Origin of the sequence: Citrobacter sp. Cb023, from assembly GCF_030336805.1 — a bacterium.
GTDB classification, from domain to species: domain Bacteria; phylum Pseudomonadota; class Gammaproteobacteria; order Enterobacterales; family Enterobacteriaceae; genus Citrobacter; species Citrobacter braakii.
In genome coordinates this window covers 423,370-446,592 of the sequence record NZ_JAOWCV010000040.1, presented here as the reverse complement: position 1 = coordinate 446,592, position 23,223 = coordinate 423,370, and the positions used below count along the sequence as shown (strand labels likewise).

Annotated in this window: 16 protein-coding genes and 1 tRNA gene; 2 read left to right on the top strand and 15 right to left on the bottom strand. The window is 47.1% G+C overall.

Annotated features, from left to right (window positions below):
• A complete protein-coding gene (gene pgaA / locus OGW44_RS22995; RefSeq protein WP_075847466.1) occupies positions 1-2,463 on the bottom strand; it encodes a poly-beta-1,6 N-acetyl-D-glucosamine export porin PgaA in 2,463 nt (820 codons plus the stop codon).
• Between the two features lie 960 nt (positions 2,464-3,423).
• Here pgaA and OGW44_RS22990 point away from each other — a divergent pair.
• Positions 3,424-3,960: a GNAT family N-acetyltransferase gene (locus OGW44_RS22990; RefSeq protein WP_185654452.1), complete on the top strand. Its 537-nt coding sequence runs from the start codon at positions 3,424-3,426 to the stop codon at positions 3,958-3,960.
• A gap of 228 nt (positions 3,961-4,188) precedes the next feature.
• Here OGW44_RS22990 and vexE read toward each other — a convergent pair whose 3' ends face one another.
• The 12 genes from vexE to actS form a co-directional block, all read right to left on the bottom strand.
• Entirely contained in the window at positions 4,189-6,171 is a 1,983-nt protein-coding gene (vexE, locus tag OGW44_RS22985) for a Vi polysaccharide transport protein VexE (RefSeq protein WP_185654451.1), read from the bottom strand.
• 19 nt (positions 6,172-6,190) lie between these two features.
• The gene (gene vexD, locus OGW44_RS22980) at positions 6,191-7,495 is read right to left on the bottom strand and encodes a Vi polysaccharide ABC transporter inner membrane protein VexD (RefSeq protein ID WP_016157402.1); all 1,305 of its coding nucleotides are present in this window, start codon (positions 7,493-7,495) and stop codon (positions 6,191-6,193) included.
• Positions 7,496-7,517: 22 nt separating this feature from the next.
• Positions 7,518-8,213 carry a Vi polysaccharide ABC transporter ATP-binding protein VexC gene (gene vexC, locus OGW44_RS22975; protein ID WP_016157403.1) on the bottom strand — a complete coding sequence of 232 codons (696 nt, stop codon included), beginning with the start codon at positions 8,211-8,213 and terminating at the stop codon, positions 7,518-7,520.
• A gap of 25 nt (positions 8,214-8,238) precedes the next feature.
• Positions 8,239-9,033: a Vi polysaccharide ABC transporter inner membrane protein VexB gene (gene vexB, locus OGW44_RS22970; RefSeq protein WP_185654450.1), complete on the bottom strand. Its 795-nt coding sequence runs from the start codon at positions 9,031-9,033 to the stop codon at positions 8,239-8,241.
• A 9-nt stretch (positions 9,034-9,042) separates the two neighbouring features.
• Positions 9,043-10,110 carry a Vi polysaccharide ABC transporter protein VexA gene (gene vexA, locus OGW44_RS22965; protein WP_016157405.1) on the bottom strand — a complete coding sequence of 356 codons (1,068 nt, stop codon included), beginning with the start codon at positions 10,108-10,110 and terminating at the stop codon, positions 9,043-9,045.
• Positions 10,111-10,155: 45 nt separating this feature from the next.
• On the bottom strand, positions 10,156-11,892 hold the full coding sequence (tviE, locus tag OGW44_RS22960; RefSeq protein ID WP_016154314.1) for a Vi polysaccharide biosynthesis glycosyltransferase TviE: 1,737 nt from the start codon (positions 11,890-11,892) through the stop codon (positions 10,156-10,158).
• Positions 11,892-14,387 (bottom strand): Vi polysaccharide biosynthesis protein TviD, encoded by a 2,496-nt coding sequence (gene tviD / locus OGW44_RS22955; RefSeq protein ID WP_181547482.1) that lies wholly within the window; start codon positions 14,385-14,387, stop codon positions 11,892-11,894. The genes tviE and tviD overlap by 1 nt, the downstream gene beginning before the upstream one ends.
• Positions 14,388-14,416: 29 nt before the next feature.
• Entirely contained in the window at positions 14,417-15,457 is a 1,041-nt protein-coding gene (tviC, locus tag OGW44_RS22950; protein WP_049041951.1) for a Vi polysaccharide biosynthesis UDP-N-acetylglucosaminuronic acid C-4 epimerase TviC, read from the bottom strand.
• A gap of 2 nt (positions 15,458-15,459) precedes the next feature.
• The gene (gene tviB, locus OGW44_RS22945) at positions 15,460-16,737 is read right to left on the bottom strand and encodes a Vi polysaccharide biosynthesis UDP-N-acetylglucosamine C-6 dehydrogenase TviB (RefSeq protein ID WP_181547480.1); all 1,278 of its coding nucleotides are present in this window, start codon (positions 16,735-16,737) and stop codon (positions 15,460-15,462) included.
• Positions 16,738-16,993: 256 nt separating this feature from the next.
• Positions 16,994-17,521 (bottom strand): Vi polysaccharide biosynthesis protein TviA, encoded by a 528-nt coding sequence (locus tag OGW44_RS22940; protein WP_046274927.1) that lies wholly within the window; start codon positions 17,519-17,521, stop codon positions 16,994-16,996.
• Between the two features lie 1,242 nt (positions 17,522-18,763).
• Positions 18,764-18,837, bottom strand: a tRNA-Gly gene (locus OGW44_RS22935).
• Positions 18,838-18,916: 79 nt separating this feature from the next.
• Positions 18,917-19,675, bottom strand: a complete 759-nt coding sequence (gene actS, locus OGW44_RS22930) for an amidase activator ActS (RefSeq protein WP_016157411.1) — start codon at positions 19,673-19,675, stop codon at positions 18,917-18,919.
• 166 nt (positions 19,676-19,841) lie between these two features.
• Here actS and idi point away from each other — a divergent pair, with 166 nt between their 5' ends.
• Complete coding sequence (idi, locus tag OGW44_RS22925; RefSeq protein ID WP_019077626.1) at positions 19,842-20,390, top strand: isopentenyl-diphosphate Delta-isomerase; 549 nt, start codon at positions 19,842-19,844, stop codon at positions 20,388-20,390.
• Between the two features lie 85 nt (positions 20,391-20,475).
• On the opposite strand, the gene lysS is transcribed toward idi, so the two are convergent.
• Positions 20,476-21,993 (bottom strand): lysine--tRNA ligase, encoded by a 1,518-nt coding sequence (lysS, locus tag OGW44_RS22920; protein ID WP_005123357.1) that lies wholly within the window; start codon positions 21,991-21,993, stop codon positions 20,476-20,478.
• A 9-nt stretch (positions 21,994-22,002) separates the two neighbouring features.
• A protein-coding gene (gene prfB, locus OGW44_RS22915; protein WP_100250065.1) for a peptide chain release factor 2 occupies positions 22,003-23,101 on the bottom strand; the annotation gives its coding sequence in 2 pieces (ribosomal slippage) (positions 22,003-23,025 and positions 23,027-23,101; 1,098 coding nt in all).
• Between the last annotated feature and the right edge of the window lie 122 nt (positions 23,102-23,223).

Genomic DNA, 23,223 nt, shown 5'->3' with positions numbered 1-23,223 from the left:
TTAAAACCTGACATTTAAATCGAAAGCGAGGGAGATATTCCGCTCACGTTTACCGTCGTAGGGGCGTTTATCCCAAATCAGCATCACCCCGCCATCTACGACGTTGTTCCATTTGAGCCGTTGTCCGTATCCCACCTGAACGATGGCACCAGCGTCCTGGCCTTGCTGCCAATAGCCACCTACACCAGCCAGACCTTGCTGCGTCCACACGGTGTCATAATGGCGGTAAAGAACCTGCTCCGCGCTCAGAGCCGGTACCACGGAAAAATCACTCTTCGGGTTGTAATACGGCACATTCTCTTTGGTGTTGGTGCTCCCGCCGATGCCCGGGGTAAAGTCCAGGGTGAAGCGCGGCGTTGTCCACATGCGCTCTTTTCCGCTGAGTCCGTATTCGATGCGATCGTTACCATCTGAGAAATGTGATGCGGCAAACGACAGTTGATATTCACGTCGTTCGTTTTGATACCAGCGAACAAACATATCGCCGCCGTTGGCATACACGCCGCTACGCAGCGCGCGCAGTGGCGTATTACGCGACAAGCGCTCGGCCGAACCGCCTACGCGCCAGTTGTCATTGAAGTCATGCCAGCCGGAAAGACGACCGCCAATTTTCTGACCATCGCCATAATTTCGGCCAGAGACTTCCATTTCTGCCCAGTAGTCGCGGGAAGTCCATTCCGCCCCCGCCGCCAGATCGCGGCTGATGCCTTTACCTTCCTCAAATTCGCCGGTAGCAAAGTTGAATCCAGTAAACAAGCGCCAGTTGTCGTTAATTGGCGGACTGTAAATGGCAGTATTGATGTTGAAGTCATTCTTACCGCTGACCGGGCTATCGGACGAGATCCCTTGTGTGCCGCTAATGCGCACTTCCGACATTTTGTGGACATCACGAATACGCGCGAGGCGCAGCGTCGCTTCATCATCCGGGCTACGGGCGATGACGTCATCCGTCAGTTCATCGGCCTGCCTCCATTCCTGGAGATCCAACGCAACATAAGCCTGCTGACGTTCCAGTTCCAGGTTGCTTGGCTCAATCACTTCCGCCAGCTTCAGCTCTTTCTCCGCCGCATGCGGCAAGCCACGTGCTTCAAGAACGGAGGCATAAGATATGCGCAGCCCCTGGTTACCTGAACCTGTTCGCGCCAGATGCTCTGCGAGCTTTTCAGCCTCAGGTAGTTCATTGGCAGCAATATAATATTGCGTCAGCATCGACTGTCCGAGCAGCCAGTTATCGTTAGGCTGCGGCGTTGGCGAACCATAGATGCGTCGCAGGTACGGACTCTCTTTGATTAGGTTTTCGGCCTGTTTTTTAGCGGCATCAAAGTTTTCATTATCGATATGCGCGTAGAACAGATCCTGTTGATCCTCAGGACCAAGCGGCGTAACGGGAATCGGTCCATTCGGGTAGTAGATGCTCATCAGCATCGCTTCGGTTTTTTCTGGCTGGCGTTCGCTTAACCATGCCGATGCTACCCAGCGTTTTGCGTAGTTTGGCACTTCGCCGCTCGCAGAAAGCGATTCGTATTCCTTAATCACTTCAGACGTTCGCTTACGAACCAGCAAAGCGCCCATGCGGTCAATTCTCGCCCGACGGACATCATTCTGCGCGGATGGCTCATCCTTCCAGGCAGCCAGCAACTGGTCATAGCGGGCCAGCGCTTTATCCGCCACGATAAACCGCTCTTCTTCATTACGTGCGGACGTATAGGAGGAACGTACCATTTCGGCGGCCGCATCAAGCTCAAGGCGGCGCTTCACAGGATCTGCCGTAGGCACTACCTCCGCCATATTTAAGGCGGGCCCGGAAACACGGTTTGCTGACAGAGCAGACAGCAGCGTAGATTTTGCATTTTTGTTGCCAGGATCAACGTCATCCGCCTGGCTGGCAACCAACAGCGCGTCCCAGTTTTTTCCCTGAGAATGATATACGTAGGCAAGTAGTGCATCGGAGTCAGCACCCGGATGTGCCTGTGCCCATTTATTCGCTTCAGTAAGGGCTTGCTGATTGTAGCGAGCATCTGCCAACGTCATTATCCAGCCGGTGCGTACGTCAACGTTGTCAGGCTCTTCCTGTAAAACGCTTTCCCATACCGCCAATGAATCATTCCAGTTTTTCTGGTTACGGTACGCACGTGCAGCGGCGACTTTGCCGCGTGCAGGCACATCCATCTGCCCACGATAGCGCTGCCAGATTTCAATAGTGGCTTTATCGTTGTTATCAACCCAACTGGAAACTTGCAGCCAGTCGGCAACCTGATTTGGCGTTAGCGCGCTTTGCTTTCCCTGATCCTCTAGATAACGCAATAACGGTGCACTATTACCACCCCGCGCTTCAATAACCAAAGCGTCATAATCTGATGTCGCTGCAGAGATTTGCATAGGGAAAAGAACGCTTGCCGTAAATAAACAGCTTAAAGACTTAAAACGTTTAATGAAGTTGGCATGTCGACGCATACTTAACATATCTGCCCTTATAACTTACATCAGAGTAAAAATAAGCGTTTTCAATATATTACAGTCGGTTACTTACGATACCCGACCATGTAAGATGCACTGCCGCTTATTTTGCAATAGGGTTATGAAGCAATTAATTCTTTCGTCTTATTGACTACCCGCGCCTCGCCCTCTAATCGTGGGAAAGCAGGCGTAAACTCGAAAATTTTATCACTCAGCGTAGTTCGTGGCTATGCGATACGAAAACTCTTAGACAAAAAAGTATTTTAGACTAAATAATCCTAATACTCTTGGGATTGAATTCTGGATTTAGATTAAGTTTGCATGACGAAACCTTGTGACGATGATAACTATTGCTGGTTAGCATAGCTACACCGCGCAACTGTTTGCATGGTAACTATTTTATGCGGATAGAGAAAGTTCTGATAATAATGCCCCTGATAACAACAAAGATAACAATGTAAATAATATAACCTAATTTTAAGTTTCGAACAGGGTCGATAAAATGAAATTAAAGGTACAGTCATAAGCAGAACTAAGTACAGTAAAAAACAGTAAAAACCCAATAGAATCAAACAATTTCCTGATCCTATCATTGCAATCTACCAAAATTGGTATTTTGGTATCCGCCATAATACGTGCGCGGAGAATTGTGCATTGCTCAACTCGCTAAAGTATTTACCACTCTTGCGTATTATTGACAGTATCAACCCCACTCACTTTACCCTTACAATTTGAAAGCTTATTTACATTGAAAATAATTTATATACCCTAAATAATTCGAGTTACATGAAGGCGGCAAGTGAGTAAATCCCCAGGAGCATCGCGAACTATGTGACTGAAGTGCGCTAGCGTAGCCAACGCACATGCAGCTTAAAGAATGACGGGTATAGACGCATAATTTTTTGCACTTACCTTCTCTCCAGCCTTTGAGGTAATTTGGACAAAGATGCCAATGGGAGCTGGTCAATGAAAATCGTTAACGCTGAAAAAAAACACATCCCCGCCATACGCGATATCTACGCCCATCATGTTATTCACGGTACCGGCAGCTTTGAAACTGACCCGCCGGATACCCGCGAGATGCAGGAGCGTCTGGAAAAAATCCGCAGTCTGGGGCTGCCGTGGGTTGTCGCATTGCAAGAAGATAAGGTCATCGGGTATTGCTATCTCACCCGCTACCGCGAGCGTTATGCCTATCGCTATACCCTCGAAGATTCGATTTATATTGACCCGACGGCACAGCGTCAGGGGGGGGGAAAAGCGTTGCTACGCCATGTAATTGAGTGGGCTGAAACGCAGGGTTATCGGCAGTTGATCGCTATCGTCGGCGACAGCAATAATCAGGGATCGCTGAAAGTCCATCAGCAGGCCGGATTTACGAAAATAGGTACGCTGACGAACATTGGATTCAAGCATGGGCTCTGGCTTGATACGGTATTAATGCAACGCAGCCTGGGTACAGGTAACAGTACGCTACCAGCGGATTTCGATGCCGCTATTTAACATTGCTAAGGGATGACTTCAGGATACTGTCTTCTGGTAACCCTCAGACAAACAGAACCACAATCAGGTATAACGTAGTTATTAAATAATTCTCCATTTTTCAGCTCGTTAGAACGAAAAAAGCACCCGAACGTTAATGAACGGATGCTTTCTAAATAGAATAACTCAGTTTTACTTAGCGGGCGGCCCCGCCTGGTGCGCCAAAGGCATCGCGGGGCAAATGTCTTTTCAGCCCGAAGATGTTTCATCCCTGCGCGTGATATTTCGCCAAATCCCCCCCGACAGTCTCAGATTTTCAGGCCCGCTATTCAGGATTTGGGTTACACATTTCAGGTAATTGTCTTTCCAGCGCTCAATAAAAGAAGACTGGCTTTCGAACCTCTGCGGATCGACCATTTTCTCCAAAACAAAATGGATGCGCCCGTCTCGCCACACCGGAACACCAAATACGGTGGGTAAGTGCATTTTCCAGGCAAGTCGAGAGCAAAAGGTGGAGTAGGTAATCTGCTGGCCGAAAAAGTCGATAGTCGGCGCGCTCAAATTCAGCGCGCCGTCGATCGCCACAACAAGCGACTGCCCACTATGTAAGGTCTGTATGCAGGCCCTGACCACGTCCGCTTCGCTTTTGTCACTAACCGAAATCAACCGCTCACCGTAGCCCCCTTTGAGCACGCCAGGCGTGGAAGCCACCCATTTGCTGTTCATTTCCAGCAAGGAGAGGATCATCGGCCCGGCATACATTGCGCCCATATGAGCCGATACAACAATGCAACCACGCTTATCGAGCTGCAGCCGTTGGAAAAACTGCTCGACATGCGATATATCGGCCAACCGATACATCGGTTCGTCGGCCTGCTCTCCACGGCATTCAAGCCAGTCGAGGAGATAATTATCGGCAAGATACCCCCACTTCGCCCGGCGTTCCCATTCATCGCGCTCGATACCGGACTGTCTGCCGGCAACTTCCCATGCCCAGTCAAGGCGCTCAGGCGGTAGATTAACGGCAGATATTTGCCCATCAAGCGCCAGCAGCCCCTCTTCGAATGACTGAGGCAGATGGCTTGCTCTGGCCTGAATATAGTGCTCAAAGACGCTTTCCGCTTCGCTTGTTTTCCCCGCCTGTAACAACGCCGCCGCGGCATAACGGTTCCATTTACTGGTCGCCCCTTTTTCCCTTGCCAGTTGTACAAACTCATCGCTGGCAGCAGCGTATTGCCCAACCTGGCGCAGTGCTCGGGCATACATGGCTCTGACATAAGGAAGATCAGGATGAGTCGCGAGCGACTGCTGCAGTAACGGAATGGCTTTCTCATTCTGACCCGTTCTGATTAAGGCATCGGCATACAGGGTCACGCTCCGTAAATTATCAGGGTTAAATTGCAGGGCATGACGCCAATGCTCAGCGGCCTGAAGCTTCGCTTCCCGGCTGCGACCGGATTGATAGTAGGCAAGCCCCAGGCTACGACGCAGCGCCGCACCATCCAACCCACGGGCTAATGCGGACTCCCCAGTCTGAATGGCTTCCTGATATTTACCGACAGCGCACAGCGTATCAACCGCCAGCCCCGCCGACTCCTGGCTTTCTAACGCGAAGAAAGGGAGCAATGCGCGGGCCAGGTCATGATCTTCTGGTAGGCGGCTTTTATTTAAGAAACGGAGGCAGGTCTCAATCATATCTCCCCGCGGGGGAACTTCCTGCGCCTGTGTTCTGGCCAACGAGATTGCCTGTAACTCTTTATCCACCAGCGTCAGGCTGCGCAGATGGAGGGCAAAAATTTTGCTATTGCCCGAAAAAGCGAGCCATGCCCGCTCGGCTAAGTCAGCAACAGTCGCATATTGTTTACTCTTAAGCAGCACGCTTGCGACCAGCAGGACATCCTCCGGCTGGCACACATTCACCGCCAGCAGTTTGTTAACCACCTGTAGTACAGCGTCCCGATGATGTGATGCCAGCGGCGAAATAACCCAGCGTCGCAATAAATCACGGCTATTCTTTGCCGTCAGCACACGGTCGGACAACAAAGTCAGCGCGGCATCTGTTTCATCTTTACGCAAACACGCGATAGCGAAGAGAAGAATGTTTTGCTCATTTCCAGCACTATCTCGTACTTTTTCGGGATGCTGACCGAAATAGTGACATAGCCCCTCCCAATCCTCTTGTTTGAGCAGGGTGGTTGGCGATATTTTTTTACATGTAGAGTGCAAGCTCATCGTATTTCCTTACTCCGCCTTATTCACGCATCCGCCTGATGGTTATCAGGAGAGAAGTCACCAGGTACGCGATGCCCAGCAACACGAAGAACAGTAACCACTTTGTTCCATCGGCATAGCGAGTGGTGTCAGACACCACCATCGGTTGAGAAATGATCAGCAAATACCGTCTCTCACGTAGCGCTTGAAGCTTCCCTTGCTGTAAGGTCTGCAAGGCAGATTCCCAGCGTGTTTTGGCGATCTCACTCTGCAGGCGAAGATCTTCAAACAGGGACAGACTTTCTGAAGAACCTTGCGACCCTAACTTATTTGACAGGCGGTTACGTTGTTCGCCGATCTGCTTTTCCAGGACCTTGATTTTGGCCGACAGGCGAGGAATAAGGGGGTTCTGATCCAAACCATTAGCCATTAATTGCGCGTATTCCGCTTTCGCCTCCGCCAACTGCGTTTCAAAGCCAGCAATTAATTGATAAATCGCGGTCACGGTTTCCTGCGGTTCAATATCTTTTTGTATATGCTGTATTTTTAGCAATTCAAGCCGAGCGGCCCCCAGATTTTCCTGGGCCGATTTAACATCGTTTTCCAGCCATAAAATCCGTTCCTGCTGCATCCGCGCTGAAACGGTATTAACGTGTTGTTCAGCAAAAGCCAGAATGCGCTGGGCAAAAAACTCAGCCTGTTTCGCACTCCGCGCCTTGACGTTTAAACGCAGCATGCCCTGTTGAATATCGACAGCAACCGAGACTTTCGATAAATAGTAACGATAAGGATCATCATTAATACCCAGCGGCGCGTGGTAGCGGGAAAATAATGCGATATCGTCTTGCGCGAAATAAGATAAAAAACCGAGCTCTTTTTCCATCCGCTCCATCATTTCTTTCGAAAGTATAAACTCGCGAACCTGAAAGCCCTCCGACATCTCATTGCCTGCACCAAAGAAAGCTGTTCCAGAAAAATTATCCTGGCTGGCATCAGTTTGCACAATAAAGGTAGCATCCGCGCTATAAAAACGCGAAGTTAATAGCCACGACATAAGCATAATAACCAGCAGCGGCAAAGCAATATAAAGAAAGAGCCGACGTAGCGATTGTTTGGCTTGCTGAACACGTCGCTCTTTAATAACCAATGACGCTCTACGGACGGAATCAGCATCCGTCGCGGACCACCCGGCGTCTGGGCGATGATGACTTTTCGCATCGGCCGTTTTTTCCGTCTGGCGAAGGGCGCGTTCATTCTCTTTTTGTTGTAGTCGCGAGGCTCGGCTTTCTTCTGCTACCTTCGCCCTTTCCTCTTTCCATTTTTTAATACGTTCTGAATTTTCCACACTCTATCCGTATATTTTCTAATTATATATCAAAGGAATAATCATCAGTTTGAATCGTCGCCTGATTTGACTGATATTGTTCAAAAAGCGCAGATGCCTGTGCTAAATCTTCACACATCGTAATTTTTCCATGCAGCAGTACGCCAAACGCATGACAGTGTTCTTTAATAAGCCGAGGGTTGCGCGTTAGCACAATCAACCCTTTCTGTTGCAGCTCATAAGCTAGCGCCGCCTGCATACGCAACTGTGTGGCATTATCCCCGGTGTACAGCTTGTCATCGGCAATATAAAGGCGGCAGGGAAGCAGTAAATTAATGGCAAATGCCAGATGCGCTTTCATCGTGACAGAATATTCACTCACCCTGTCGGTATAGCGCTGTTCAAGCTGGGTCAATTGATAGCAGAAATGTGAAAATTCATCGCCATCCAGGCCATAAAGACTGGCCATCATGCGCGCATTCTCTTCGCCGGTTAACCCCGGCAGAACAAAAGCATTTGCCCCCAGTGGGAGCGCATCACCCCGTAGCCCAATAAAATCCCCTTCATCAGGAGCATCTATACCGCACAGCAATCGGGTTAGCGTCGTTTTGCCTGAACCAGGGGCCGCCAGAATACCGATATGCTCATGGTAATCCATGACAAAATCTGTTTTATCCAGGACCACCCGCGGGCCCTTATCAGACTCAAAATAGCGTGTACAACCTAATAAACCGAACACGAACGCGTCTCTCCTGAAGCTAAAGTCAGTGATTTTCAGTGTCACAAATCAGGTGAAAAATGATGCCCGCGAGGAATAACGTTGCGGAAAATGCCAGAGGGTAAAGAGGTTCAAGGTACAAGGAGTTATACCCCTCAAACATTCCTTCTCTGACTATCTCATTAGCATGAAGTAGAGGGTTCCAGCTGAATATGCTTAATAATGAATAGGGCAATTCATTCGCCGTATAAAAGACAGCTGAAATCAAAAACATCGGTCTTAGCACCACAGGAACGGCTTTGTAGACCAGCGGAAACCGTTCAGACAGTGCGTCACAAAAGTAACCAAACGATAATCCCAGAAGCCATGCGATAACCATCCCTTCAAAAATCAGGATCGGTTTCTGGGCTTCCCAACGGGAAAAGATAAGAAAGTTAATTAATGAAACAATAATATAAATGATAACCGCATTAACAAATTCGACTGCGGCAAGAGCAAAAATCACATGTCTTTTCTTAACCTGCGAGACAACCGCCAACGATGTAAAGAATGAACGGGTGCGCATGGTTGCGGTAATGGTATAACGAAATAACAGATACGGTAATATACCTGCAATAACAAAGCTGATATCGTCAGTGAATATTGGCACGGTGCGATTTAAATATTGAAAAGAAATAACGGTAATGGTTATCCATACCAATGGTACGGCCAGCACCATCATATAGTTTAGCAAATTACCGTTATAACGTGCTTTGATATCGCGTGACATTAACAAAATGATTAACTCACAGACGGTAATGAGTTTCATAAAATAATAAGTATTATTTTTCAAAATATTCATATGGCGACGTTAGAAAGAATTAGAGCCGCGGATCAAAAAGCTATCGAATGCGGCTTTCACCTTAGCGAAATCAGTCAAAGAGGCGTTCGAGATATAGATAACATCGCCGTCCTCCACCCGCATGGCCTGTGCTAAAAACACCGAGTCAGGTTGGCTCATATCGACATGATAGATATTCAGCTTACGCATCTGCTGTTTCGCCTGTTCCGCTTCGTCATGCTTGTACAGAAAAACCGCCTGCGGATCGGCAAGATTGTCGTTTAATCCTTTCGCCAGCGCCAAAGCATCCACTACGCTGGAATGACGCTGAACCAGAGCATGTTTCCCCTGAACACCCGCCGCGCCGAGCACATTAACATACTCGGTCACTTGACGCAGAGTGATACGGTCATCCGGCTGTAAGACAATATCCAACCCGGGATACTGATAAATATCTGACAGTCGCGCATTGAAATAATGCTGCTGGCGCGTCACGTGAACTTCCATCATCTCTGCGCTGGTATTTTCTACTGCCGCCGCCGTTGCCAAAAAATGACTAAGACGATTCATACTCTGTTCGAGAGGGTAACGACCTGTTTTCCCGCTGCCCTCGACCGTCACCATGGCTCCGGTGCGGGCGGTAAGCGTCACCAACACCTGAGGATTCAGGACAACGCGCGAAAGTCGCTTTCTGATCTCTTCAGCCAGTTGTGTCACATCCAGCCCGGTAACCGGAATGATCCCGGCATAAGGCACCTGAACGATATTACCGTCAGTAACAAGAATATTTTCAAAATCCGCCCGGTCGCCGCTCGCGTTATTGGATAAATACCCCGCCCCGCCCGAGGATAAAATAGTGATATGCAGCACATCGCCTTTAGCCAAAGAGGTCCAGTGCCAATTATTTTGGGCAAAGACCGGATCGACAATAGTTTTCGGCACAGTATCGGCATCACTCAGTTTTAATGTCGGCGTGACTTCGACCAGATGATAATGAGGATCGTCCTGATTAATCAGGCTGGATTTAAATACCGCCCTGGGAATAGTGCATCCCGAAAGCAGAAAAAACGTCGTTAATAATATAATAATTTTTTTCATAACTTATTTTATAAATGAAATAGCTGAAAAAATGCTGCCCATTAATTAACGAGGCTGAGAGGCAATGGTTTGTACAAACGTTCCCACCATATGTTCCACGGTGAAGCGTTCTTGTAAAAATGACTGCGTCTGTTGGCAAATACCGGTTCTGCTGCGCCATAAATTGACCAACTGTTCTGCATAGCGGCAAGCCTGGTCAAGATTGACCGTCTGTGCATCATCAAGAATGAAACCCGAAACACCCTCAATAAAGCATTCTGCCGATCCACCTGCAGGGGTTGAAATCACCGGCACCCCGACCATTTGTGCTTCAATGAGCACATTGGGTAGCCCTTCATAACGCGAAAACAAAATGAATACGTCCATTTTTTGCAGCCAATACCCCACGTCACGCGAGACGCCAACGAATAGTATTCTCTCCAGAATCCCCAACTGTTCGGCGCGTTTCTGCGCTTCAGCGCGCAAATCACCATCGCCTACCAGCACAAAGCGTGTGGCGGGGTGGTGCTGTAAATAGCGTGCTGCAAAATCAATCCATGCAAAAGGGTTCTTATCGCCTACAAAGCGGAAAACGCCACCAATAGTCGTGTCCGCATCCTGTGTTTTTTGCGTAAACTGCTGCCAGATTTTATGTGGCACCTCAGAAGAGGGTTCGGTAGATGGCGGTAAGACGCCGTTATATACAACCTGGAAGTGCTTCGCCTCCAACTTTAGCCAGTCGGCATAATGGCGGGTCACACAATGGTTGTTACTCATAAAATCAACGCCAGGCACGACCGCCAGCGCCTGGTAGAGAGGCTCATATTCCGGCTTGAACAGACGCTTTCTCACCACCGGCGGTAAGCCACGTAATCCCAGCTGAATTCTGGGCACGCCAGCAATCAGCGCTGCAAGCGCAATCATCAGACAAGCGCCATCCTGCCAAACGGAGAGATAATCCAGCTTGCGCTCGCATAAGTGGGGGACCAGATGCTTGATACCGTAGTTACACACCGGCGGCAGATGAGAGAGCAATAAGCGCAACTCCGGAGATTCTATTGTCGTATCGTCAAAGAAGTTTCCGGTAATCTTCGCGATTTCAAGCACCTCGACCTGTTCTTCCAGCACTTCTTTCAGGAAAAAGTCTTGCCTGAGTTCCGGTGCCAGGGAGCGAATAATGAGCTCTACCGGCTCTTCTACTTTCAGGCCGCCAATTTTCCCCTGTTGCCGATATTTTCTGGCGATCTCAATAGCCAGCCTGGAAATCTGACGCTCTGCACCGCCGCTACCTAGCGAGCCTGTACAGAGCGCAAGGCGACCAAAAGATCCGACGGGAAGCTGCCGCGGCTGACGATTTCGATAGAACAAGATGGCATGCTTCATTGCAATAATACGGGTGTTGGTCCCCACAGGGATCGCTTCCCCTTCAAGGCGTTCAAGCAAATCGCAGATCTTATTTATTTTGCCTAAATAATTGTTATATTTTTTCTGCACGCCGGTGCTAACCTTTTTAAGAATTAGCTGCGCATCTTTGGCTAGCCCCGTATTATATAAACGACGCGCATACTCATAACGTGCTTCATCATTGTTTTGTGCAATCAGCGTTTCGTAGAGCGCGTATGCACGCGCCGTTTCATTGAAATCATGAAGAAATTCTGCTTTTTTTAGCATCGCTAATGAAGTTAAAGCCTCAGCCGGTAATTCGCTGTCAATTAACGCAACAGCTTGCGCAAGTTTCTTCTCTTGTTTCAATGTTAAAAGCGTTTTCCCTAGCGCAGCTAACTTTTCTTCCTGCGTAATCATTACGACTTCCCTGATGTATTTTTTTGTAATGCGGTAATGCAGGTCGAGATCTGCCTTGTCACCGGCTCCGTTGGCCCATTCACTTTCTCCAGTCGCTGCCAATACTGCAAAGCCTGGGTGTAGTCGCGTAAATGCATTGCGTTTAATGCGGCATATTTCAAGGCATAGGCATTTTCGCTATCAAAAACGAGTAATTTTTTCGCATAATCTAGATGTTCATAAGACGCGATAGTGCTACCGCCATCCTTCAGTGACTCATTAAATAATCTGATAATTTGCTTATATTCACGCATCAGGCGAGAAACATCAGGATCAATTCGTTTCAGGCTAATCAATACAGACAATGCTTCATCCAAACGCCCTTCAGTTTTCTTCTGGCGTACATATTTAAGGGCTCTGGTTGCAACATTGCGACACTCTTTCTCAAACAGCTCGTTCATCGAGGCATTCTGGAATGATGGAGAAATGCTCATGACGTTAGCAATCAAATCAATGAGGAACGGAATGTCGTTAATATGACGTATACTGCGTAACATAATCGACTGCAGGCTGGTAATATTCGAATTACGAATCAAGGTCATATGGGCCAACGTGCACGCGTCTTTCCAGGCACCAAGATTCACCAGCGTTCTTGCACAATATACGGTGCTAACGGGGTCGAACTCCAGAAGTGGCCACACTATTTTCGCCCCTGCCAGGATATTTTCATAATCCTCACGCTCATACATTTCTCTTAATTTCTCGCGCCATGCCATTTTAACTTCATTATTAAAGCGAGAAATACGTGCATGGGGATAAACCATAAATGCAGAGTAGCTGTAGACCAGCGAAGTACTCAGTGAGACAAAATCATCAACCGAATGTAGCGACAGCGCAGTATTGTTCCATGCCTCAAAAACGTCGTGGAGTTTATCTTTATACGAGGTGCTAAGCGCCTGATGATAGCTCATATTCTTGATGCAGAAAGCTGTGCGGATAACGAGACCGGTATCATGAATCGTCGACAATACCGTCAGCGCAAATTCTGACTCATGGCGGAGTAGCTGCTCGAGTGCATGCATGAAAATCAATTCATCACTGAATTTGATTGCCAAAGATAACGCTGTTTCCATAAACGCATCATTTAGGCGCTGCGATTGAATGCCGGCATGGAAAGCTTCGGAGAATGCGTTGCCATCATTGAAATATTGCGTGCTGCTCAGGAAATTAACCCATCCGCTTTGGGTTTCAGGATTCAATAACAGTACACGTTTCCAGTATTGATATGACTTATCAAACAGCTGTAAAGCATCGGCTGAGCCGGCGGCAACGGTAAGGACTTCTTCATCTTCAATTTCATTGGAAAGCATCATCTCGGCCGTCGATAAGGCTTCCCGCCAACGCGCTAATCCATGTAGAGACCTCAGCCGACAACGTAATGTACTGTCCGTCGTACCGATAATTTTCTCAACATCACTAATATCCTGATAAGCCTGTTCATAATAACCTAAACGGCTGAAGATTACGGACCGAAGTTGGATTAGAACAGGCTCTTGCTGCTGATTTCTTAATGCGGCAAAAAGTTGCTGTGATGCAGCAATAATGTCGCCATCGGCAAGCAGCTTAGTGATCGACAGGGTAATCTCACGTATTTGGTCCTGTTTCTCTTGTCGCCCCTCATCAAGATGATGATTAGTATTATTGATCACTCCCTTAAAAATAGCCGCAACGATCGCATCACCAAACATGTCGGTATAATGAGTAAGATCGTCGCCATTTTTTTCCAGGGCTCGTTTCTGCCCCCACTTTTCCATCAAATTTGTCGGATTAACGCAGGGAATATCCATCCTGGTGGCGATGGTCTCGACATTTTTAATCAACCGACTGCGGGACTGAATGACGGTTCCAGCACGAGTCACGGCATCAACATGGGTCATAAACATAACGCGATCGCGACCAAGCAGCTGAACGATTTCCATCATATCCTGTTCGATAGCATGCTCATCCATCTGCTCGACATTGATATTGCTTAATAAGGCACGATCGTCTTCCGACATTCCGGCAAAACAGGGATCGTCTTTGAGATAGGCCAGCAGTTTGTGTTGATTTCCTTGCGTGGCCAGCGACCAGTACACACGCGCCCGCTCTGTTTGGCTAAAAAACTCATAGAAATGACGAGTTAAATAATTTATTTGTAAGCAGAACCCATAGGCCATAATCTTCTTCTGACTTGAAATCTCAACGATATAGAAATCAGAACGACTATGAACGTCGGTGTTTGAATAATTTACGGCAGGTCTAAAAATAAAAGGCCGGACCTTTTCAGGAATATCTATCAAGCCTAAAATAAAACGAACCTGCTGTAATGCCTCGCTGCTCGTATGCGTAAAACCATATATTCTTTTAAAATTAGCCTTGAAATTAAAATAAGGCTGAGCTCGTTTTACCGGACTCACAATACGGCAACTACCAATGGCTGTAAGCGTAAACATCCCTGACGATTTCATTAAATTCATCCACGTGAAAGGAAAGTGAGTAGTTTTACTCAGGAATACAAAGCAGTTTTTTTATCGATATACCATTTTAGAGTCTGCTTAAGTCCTTCTTTGATATCAAACTCAGGCTCATATGAAAGAAATGTTTTTATTCTGGTAATATCTGCCTGACTATGCTTAACGTCACCGTCACGAAAATCTTTATAAATTGGTTCAGCACTAATTTGTTCGTCCCGCCATAAATTCAACCCATCGCGGATGAGATAATAAAGCTCATTTAGCGAAGTTCTGTCTCCAACAGCCACATTATAGACTTTATTTTTTGAGTCTAAATCATTAGTCGTTGCTGATAATAAATTGGCCTGAATCACATTTTCTATATAGCAAAAATCGCGGCTTGTTGAACCATCGCCATTGATATAAATTGGTTCATCTTTAAGAAGCGATAGTATCCAGCGAGGAATGACTGCAGAGTATGCTCCGTTAGGGTTTTGGCGACGGCCAAATACATTAAAGTAGCGTAGGCCAATAGCGTTAAAATCATAGCTGCGAGCAAACACCTCGGCGTACAATTCATTGACGTATTTTGTAACCGCATACGGGCTTAATGGCCGGCCGATCCGTTCCTCAATTTTAGGCAAATCGGGATGGTCACCATAAGTACTACTGCTTGCGGCATAGGTGAAACCAGATACATGTGCATCTCTCGCCGCCGTCAACATATTTAAAAAACCATCAATGTTAGCGCTATTTGTCGTGATAGGATCCTGCAAGGAACGTGGTACGCTTCCCAGAGCGGCCTGATGTAAAACGTAATCGACATTCTCACAAACAGCCTGACAATCGGCAAACGACCGGATATCCCCATGAACAAAGGTAAACCGCGACCATTGTTCTTCACTGACAGCGGCACGCACATCCTCTAAATTATGTTGATAGCCAGTTGAAAAGTTATCCAACCCAATTACTGTTTGATTTAAATAGAGTAGTTCTTCTAATAATCCGGAGCCGATAAAACCTGCTACGCCAGTAATAAGCCAACGTTTTGGTTCAAGAACGAGTTGTATTTTTAATTCATCATAGGCTGTCATGATTATAACCTCACATCTGACTGCTCAGGCGAAAGGATATACTTCAAATCATAAAGCACATGTTTATCTTTTCCAAAGCCACGAATATCAGTACTCCCCATCTTCTTAAACTGCTCATGGCCAACGGCAACAATAATGGCATCATAAGAAGCCGCCTTGATTTCCGATACAGGTATAATCCCGTATTCCTCTTCGACTTCCTCAGCATCCACCCAAGGGTCAAAAATATCAACATTACAGCTGTAATTGCCCAACTCTTTTACAACATCGATAATGCGGGTATTCCTGATATCCGGGCAGTTTTCTTTAAAGGTGAACCCCAGAATCAGAACGTTAGAACCCTCAACATTAATCCCTTTTTTGATCATGGCTTTGATCAACTGTCCCGAAACATAGTTACCCATATTATCGTTCAGTCGACGACCCGCGAGGATAATTTCCGGATAGTAACCGATGCCCTGAGATTTATGAGTCAGATAATAGGGATCGACGCCAATGCAGTGACCACCAACCAGTCCAGGACGGAATGGCAGGAAGTTCCATTTACTTCCCGCTGCTCGCAGTACGGCTTCAGTGTCAATCTCTAATCGGTTAAAGATAATCGCCAATTCATTTACCAGCGCGATATTGAGATCGCGTTGGGTATTTTCAATCACCTTTGCCGCTTCCGCGATCTTAATGCTTTCCGTTTTGTACGTTCCTGCCGTGATGATCTGTCGATAGATCTCATCAACCAGACAGGCCGTTTCTGCAGTTGAACCTGAGGTAATTTTCTTGATAGTTGTCAGACGATATTTTTTATCGCCGGGATTGATGCGCTCTGGGCTATATCCGACAAAGAAGTCTTTGTTAAATGTCATCGCTGACATACGCTCAAGGATCGGCACGCATTCTTCTTCAGTACACCCTGGATATACCGTAGATTCATACACCACGATATCCCCCGACCTCAGTACTTTGCCAACAGTTTCACTTGCCATAATCAAAGGGGTGAGATCTGGTTGCTTATAATCGTTGATCGGCGTCGGGACGGTAATGATGTAAAAATTGCATTCTCTGATTTCATCAATTGATGAGGTAAACGTCAGATGGCGAGCATCACGTAGCTCTTCTTCTGTGGTTTCGAGATTGACATCGATCCCTTCTTTTAGCTCGAGTATACGTTTATGATTAACATCAAAACCAACCACCTGACGAATTTTCCCAAATTCAGCAGCCAATGGTAAGCCAACATACCCGAGTCCAATAATGGCAATTTTTACATCATCTTTGCTGATCATTACTGATAAGTCCCTTATTTAATAATTATTAACTTTAAATAAATCCCAGATGTTTTCTGGAACGCTACCGCCCCTGACGTTCTTAGCCAGCGTATCTATTCTTATCGAAATCACGACAGTTTCTAGTCTAAGCAAGGCTAGAAATTTTATATTTCCTAATTTTAGTTAAATGGAAGTCGTATGCAGTATCCGTTCTAAAACAACAATTAAAGATCGGATCTTTAATTGTAATTCTTAATGAGAAACGCATAGCATTTTATTCTGGCAATAGAAGATATCGAGGGTCTCGCACGCCAAATTTAAGGGCGATCTCTTTTCTCCAACGATACAATGTTGACGGCGAGTTCATAAATCTATCCTGAAGCTCCTCCATACCGCTTTCGGTTAAGAAGTACTTCATCTTCATGATATCTTTGTTGCTAATCTTAAAGTTACATTCCCTTCGTCCTGCCGTTATCTTGTCACCATTTCGTCGATATAGGCTTATTTTCTTAATCATCTCCGACACAGATGTTGAGGTATCGAAAACAGCAATAACATTTTTGATATTATCCAGCCAAAAAAGAGCCAAAGGCATCAACCGTGAGCTGGAAATGATGATTATGATTTTATTGATATTTTTATTCCGTGAGAAAAAAACCAAGGTGCTACGTAAGCTATATTGATTAAGATTCACGAATAAATAATTTCTTTCGTTTGTAATCAGTGACATTTCATCAATAACACTAGCGACACCACCCCCAAAGTAAATATCATTAGGTGGCCAGAAATGTTGATACTTCATGAAGCCTCCATAACCTCAAAAAACTCTATTTCATCCATGGAAAGGTAAGTGTGTACTTTTAAGCACACCGACCCTCTAAAAAATACCTAACAATCGAGTAATTGATTTTATTAATATTGCTAAATACATGAGATGAACTTTTACACAACAAGGATGTGATATCAACCCCTCGCCATTCATAGCTAAAAGCTATCAATCACTCATTCTTAGATTTAAATTACTAATGGATACCGGCATTTCAATACGATTATTGGTTGTATTATTAGCACCACCTGTGAAACCGCACTTTCATCTTTTATTCAAAATGAGAAAATTCTCAAAACACAATGAAACATTTTCTTACAAATTACCAGCATACATACTATGGTTAAAGGTAGCCTGACTGAATTGTCACCCATGTCTCTACCTTTAAATTCTTAGCTATACCGTGTGAGATTTTAATCAGTACAACTGAAGTCTATCTAACTATATTTGCTATATTTTTCAACAACAATGACAGAATATACACAAGGCTAACGAGCCCCCCGGCATAGCAAGCATTCAAAATGGTATAAAGTACTAAAGTAATTCGTATATTTTTGTGTATCTACATAATTTCGTTACCGGATAATGAGAACAAAACTAGTCACCTTAAGAAATTATTACTAATGATAAAACTCCTGAAGATATTTTTAACAAAATAGATGTCCACCATGTTTATCTAGGTAAAATCCTACCAAGTCTAAACCATTTAAAACCAGTTACTAACGATTAGAGAAAATTGACCTACGAAAAGGCCACATTACTTATTTATGAAGGATGACTAATCTTATATCGTGTTCAAAAAAAGATAACTATGGAATTATAATCTAACAATTAACTACGTGACCTGTATTAACGTTGATATATTTTCAGACAGACAATCAAACATACTCCTTAAAATTTCTTAAATAAATTCAATTGATTGATAGTTGATTTTTTGTACCACGGGGGAAATGCGATATTTAAGACACCAGTATCGCGAATTGAAAGGATTAACCAGCATATACAAAGCTCTACTATCCGAGAGCGTCAAAGATTTCTCTTTGGCCCCTGTGGATAGTTAGTTTCATATGAGGTATCTCCCGCCAGGGGGGCCTATCGTCTCCCACAATCGCTTTAGCCTGCATAGTCGTGCATTGAGTCTGTCTGACCGTTAAACAAAGAAACACATTGAGATTACGAAGGATAATTGAATCAGGAGAGTCAGTGAGAAGTAAGTCGTGGAGCGGGCGAAGGGAATCGAACCCTCGTATAGAGCTTGGGAAGCTCTCGTTCTACCATTGAACTACGCCCGCATTGGAGTGCGTAAGGGATTATAAACCTTACGCTCTTCTTGGCAAGGGACTAACTGACTGACTGGCGATTAATTCACCGTCAGCATTTTGGCTTACTGCCCTGCGGTGGCAAATAACGCAGCGGATCGATAGCCGTCGCCCGATAGCGGATCTGGAAATGCAGCCGCACCGTGGTCGCATCCGAGCTGCCCATCGTCGCGATCTTCTGCCCGGCTTTCACGTTTTGACCGTTGTTCACCAACATGGTGTCATTATGCGCATACGCAGTGATGTAGTCCTCACTGTGCTTAATCATAATGAGATTACCGTAGCCCCGTAGCTGATTACCGACATAAACCACCTTCCCGGCTCCGGCGGCATAAATCGGCGTACCGCGCGCAGCTGAGATATCAATGCCTTTATTGCCGCCGTCCGCGGTTGAATAAGGCAGAATCACTTTACCGCTGGCAGGCCACTGCCAGCAGCGCTGTCCTACCGGTGGCCAGGAGGACTGCGGTACGGACGAAGATGGTCTGACCGCCGCCGTTTTGGTTGAGGATTTCGTAGTTGTTTTGCCAGAGCCTGAACTGGTTTTCGCGCCGCCGCTGACCTTCAGCTTTTGCCCCACTTCAATGGTATAGGGCGGTGAAATATTATTCAGGCGTGCAAGCTCTTTTACGCTGGTCCCGGTGGCGCGCGAAATACGGTATAGCGTATCTCCCCGCTTCACGGTATACACGGAGCCGGAATAACTTCCTGTATCAGACGACTTGCTCCCGGAACAGCCTGCTAACAGCAGACCGACACACAGCAGCATCGCGATACTCAGGCCATTTTTCTTCAGGCGTCCTGCACTCAAAACAATACCTCGCAACATTTTCAGACGCTTTATCATAGCAGCCAGAAACCGGATGCCAAATCATATCGCGCAACGAAGCGTCGACTCTGGCATTTCACACCCTCTGTTAATCATTCTGACTTAATAGAGCATATAATGTGAATGCTTAAGATTGATGGTGGACGCTATGCGACAGGAACATGTCATTTTATTGAATGAGCAGGGCCAGCCCTGTGGAACACTGGAAAAATATGCGGCGCATACCGCCACAACCCCCCTGCACTCTGCTTTCTCATGCTGGATATTTAACGAGCAGGGTCAACTGCTGGTCACCCGCCGTTCGCTGCACAAAAAAGCCTGGCCAGGCGTCTGGACCAACTCTGTCTGCGGTCACCCGCAGTTGGGTGAAACCACCGAAGCCGCTATTAACCGCCGGGCTTGCTTCGAGCTGGGTGCAGACATCGACTCGCTCAGCCCCGTGTATACTGATTTTCGTTATTGCGCCACGGATCCGAGTGGAATAGTGGAAAACGAAGTATGCCCGGTTTATGCCGCACATATCGTCAGTGAGCTACAGCTAAACCCAGATGAAGTGATGGATTCCCAGTGGAGCAATCTTGAGGATGTATTGAGCGGGATTGACGCGACGCCGTGGGCTTTTAGCCCGTGGATGGTAATGCAGGTTTCAGACGTTAAGGCGCGAGAGTTACTGCGCAAGTTTGCCAACGGGAATTGATTGCCTGACGGGGCTACGCCCATCAAGCCTACATAACGCATCGTAGGCCTGATAAGGCATCAGCCGCCATCCGGCATTTCACATCTTACTTAACCGGGCGCATTGCCGGGAACAGGATTACGTCGCGGATAGTATGGCTGTTTGTGAACAGCATAACCATACGGTCGATACCAATGCCCAGGCCCGCAGTCGGCGGCAGACCATGTTCCAGAGCGGTAACATAGTCTTCGTCGTAGAACATCGCTTCGTCGTCACCTGCATCTTTGGCGTTAACCTGATCCTGGAAACGCTGCGCCTGATCTTCTGCATCGTTCAGCTCGCTGAAGCCGTTACCGATTTCACGTCCGCCAATGAAGAATTCGAAGCGATCGGTGATTTCCGGATTTTCATCATTACGACGCGCCAGCGGAGAAACTTCTGCCGGGTACTCGGTAATGAAGGTCGGTTGAATCAGGTGCGCTTCTGCAACTTCTTCAAAGATTTCGGTCACGATACGGCCCAGACCCCAGCTCTTCTCAACTTTGATGCCGATAGATTCCGCAATCGCTTTTGCAGAATCGAAGTTATCCAGATCGGCCATGTTGGTTTCCGGACGGTATTTCTGAATCGCTTCGCGCATCGTCAGTTTTTCGAACGGCTTACCAAAGTCAAAGACTTCTTCGCCGTAAGGCACTTCAGTCGTTCCCAGAACGTTCTGCGCCAGCGTACGGAACAGCGATTCGGTCAGTTCGATCAGATCTTTGTAGTCCGCATAAGCCATGTAGAGTTCCATCATGGTGAACTCTGGATTATGGCGAACAGAGATGCCTTCGTTACGGAAGTTACGGTTAATTTCGAATACGCGTTCGAAGCCGCCAACCACCAGGCGCTTGAGGTACAGTTCCGGCGCGATACGCAGGTACATGTCCAGATCCAGCGCGTTATGATGGGTGATAAACGGACGCGCTGCCGCCCCGCCAGGGATCACCTGCATCATCGGGGTTTCTACTTCCATAAAGCCACGACCAACCATGAACTGACGGATACCAGCCATAATCTGTGAACGCACTTTAAAGGTATTGCGGGATTCATCGTTAGAGATGAGGTCCAGGTAGCGTTGACGATAGCGCGCTTCCTGATCCTGCAGACCGTGGAATTTATCCGGCAATGGGCGCAACGCTTTCGTCAGCAGACGCAGCTCGGTGCAGTGGATAGACAGCTCACCGGTCTTGGTCTTGAACAACTTACCTTTCGCGCCGAGGATATCGCCCAGATCCCATTTTTTGAACTGCTCGTTGTAGACGCCTTCCGGCAGATCGTCGCGAGCAACGTACAGCTGAATACGGCCGCCAACATCCTGCAGCGTAACGAATGATGCTTTACCCATAATACGGCGGGTCATCATGCGGCCAGCAACGGATACCTCAATGTTCAGCGCTTCCAGCTCTTCGTTTTCTTTCGCGTCGAAGTCAGCATGCAGTTGGTCTGAGGTATGATCGCGACGGAAATCGTTCGGGAAGGGGATCCCCTGCTCGCGCAGGCTCGCCAGCTTCTCACGGCGCGTTTTCAGTTCATTGTTAAGGTCGGCTACCGCGTCAGCGCCCTGTACGTGTTGTTCAGACATGTTGGTTCCTCATAACCCTGCTTTCAAACTTGCTTCGATAAATTGATCCAGGCTGCCATCCAGCACCGCCTGCGTGTTGCGGGTTTCAACCCCAGTACGCAGATCTTTGATGCGGGAGTCATCAAGGACATAAGAACGAATCTGGCTACCCCAGCCGATATCTGATTTAGTATCTTCCATCGCCTGTTTCTCGGCATTCTTCTTCTGCATTTCCAGTTCATAAAGCTTCGCTTTCATCTGCTTCATGGCCTGGTCTTTGTTCTTGTGCTGGGAACGGTCGTTCTGACACTGCGTCACAATCCCGGTCGGGATGTGGGTGATACGCACCGCAGATTCGGTACGGTTAACGTGCTGACCGCCCGCACCAGAAGCGCGATAAACGTCAATACGCAGGTCCGCCGGGTTGATATCGATATCAATATCATCGTCAACTTCCGGGTAGACAAACGCTGAGCTGAACGACGTATGGCGACGACCGCCGGAGTCGAACGGGCTTTTACGCACCAGGCGGTGTACACCGGTTTCGGTACGCAGCCAACCGTAAGCATATTCGCCAGCAATTCTGATGGTCACGGATTTAATACCCGCCACTTCACCTTCAGATTCTTCAATAATTTCTGTCTTAAAGCCGCGCGCTTCGGCCCAACGCAGGTACATACGCATCAGCATGCTTGCCCAGTCCTGTGCTTCCGTACCGCCTGAGCCAGCCTGAATATCGAGATAGCAATCTGCGCTATCATATTCACCGGAGAACATACGACGGAATTCCAGCTGGGCCAGCTTATCTTCCAGCGTATCAAGTTCTGCTACGGCTTCGTTAAAGGTTTCTTCGTCGTCGGCTTCTACAGCCAGTTCCAGCAGGCCGGAGACATCTTCCAGGCCCTGGCTCATCTGATCAAGCGTATCAACGATGGCCTCAAGGGAGGAACGCTCTTTACCCAGCGCCTGCGCGCGTTCGGGTTCGTTCCATACGTCCGGCTGTTCCAGCTCGGCGTTTACTTCTTCCAGACGCTCTTTCTTGGCATCATAGTCAAAGATACCCCCTAAGAACGTTAGAGCGCTCCGTGAGGTCCTGAATGCGGTTATTTACCGGATTAATTTCAAACATTGTCTGATTTCTTTTATTGGACTAGTCAAAATGCGGTTATAAGAGCGGGATTGTAACTAATCCACACCCTTTTTTATAGCGAATATACACATCATCCTTCAAGCTGCCTCTTTGTTGGCTGC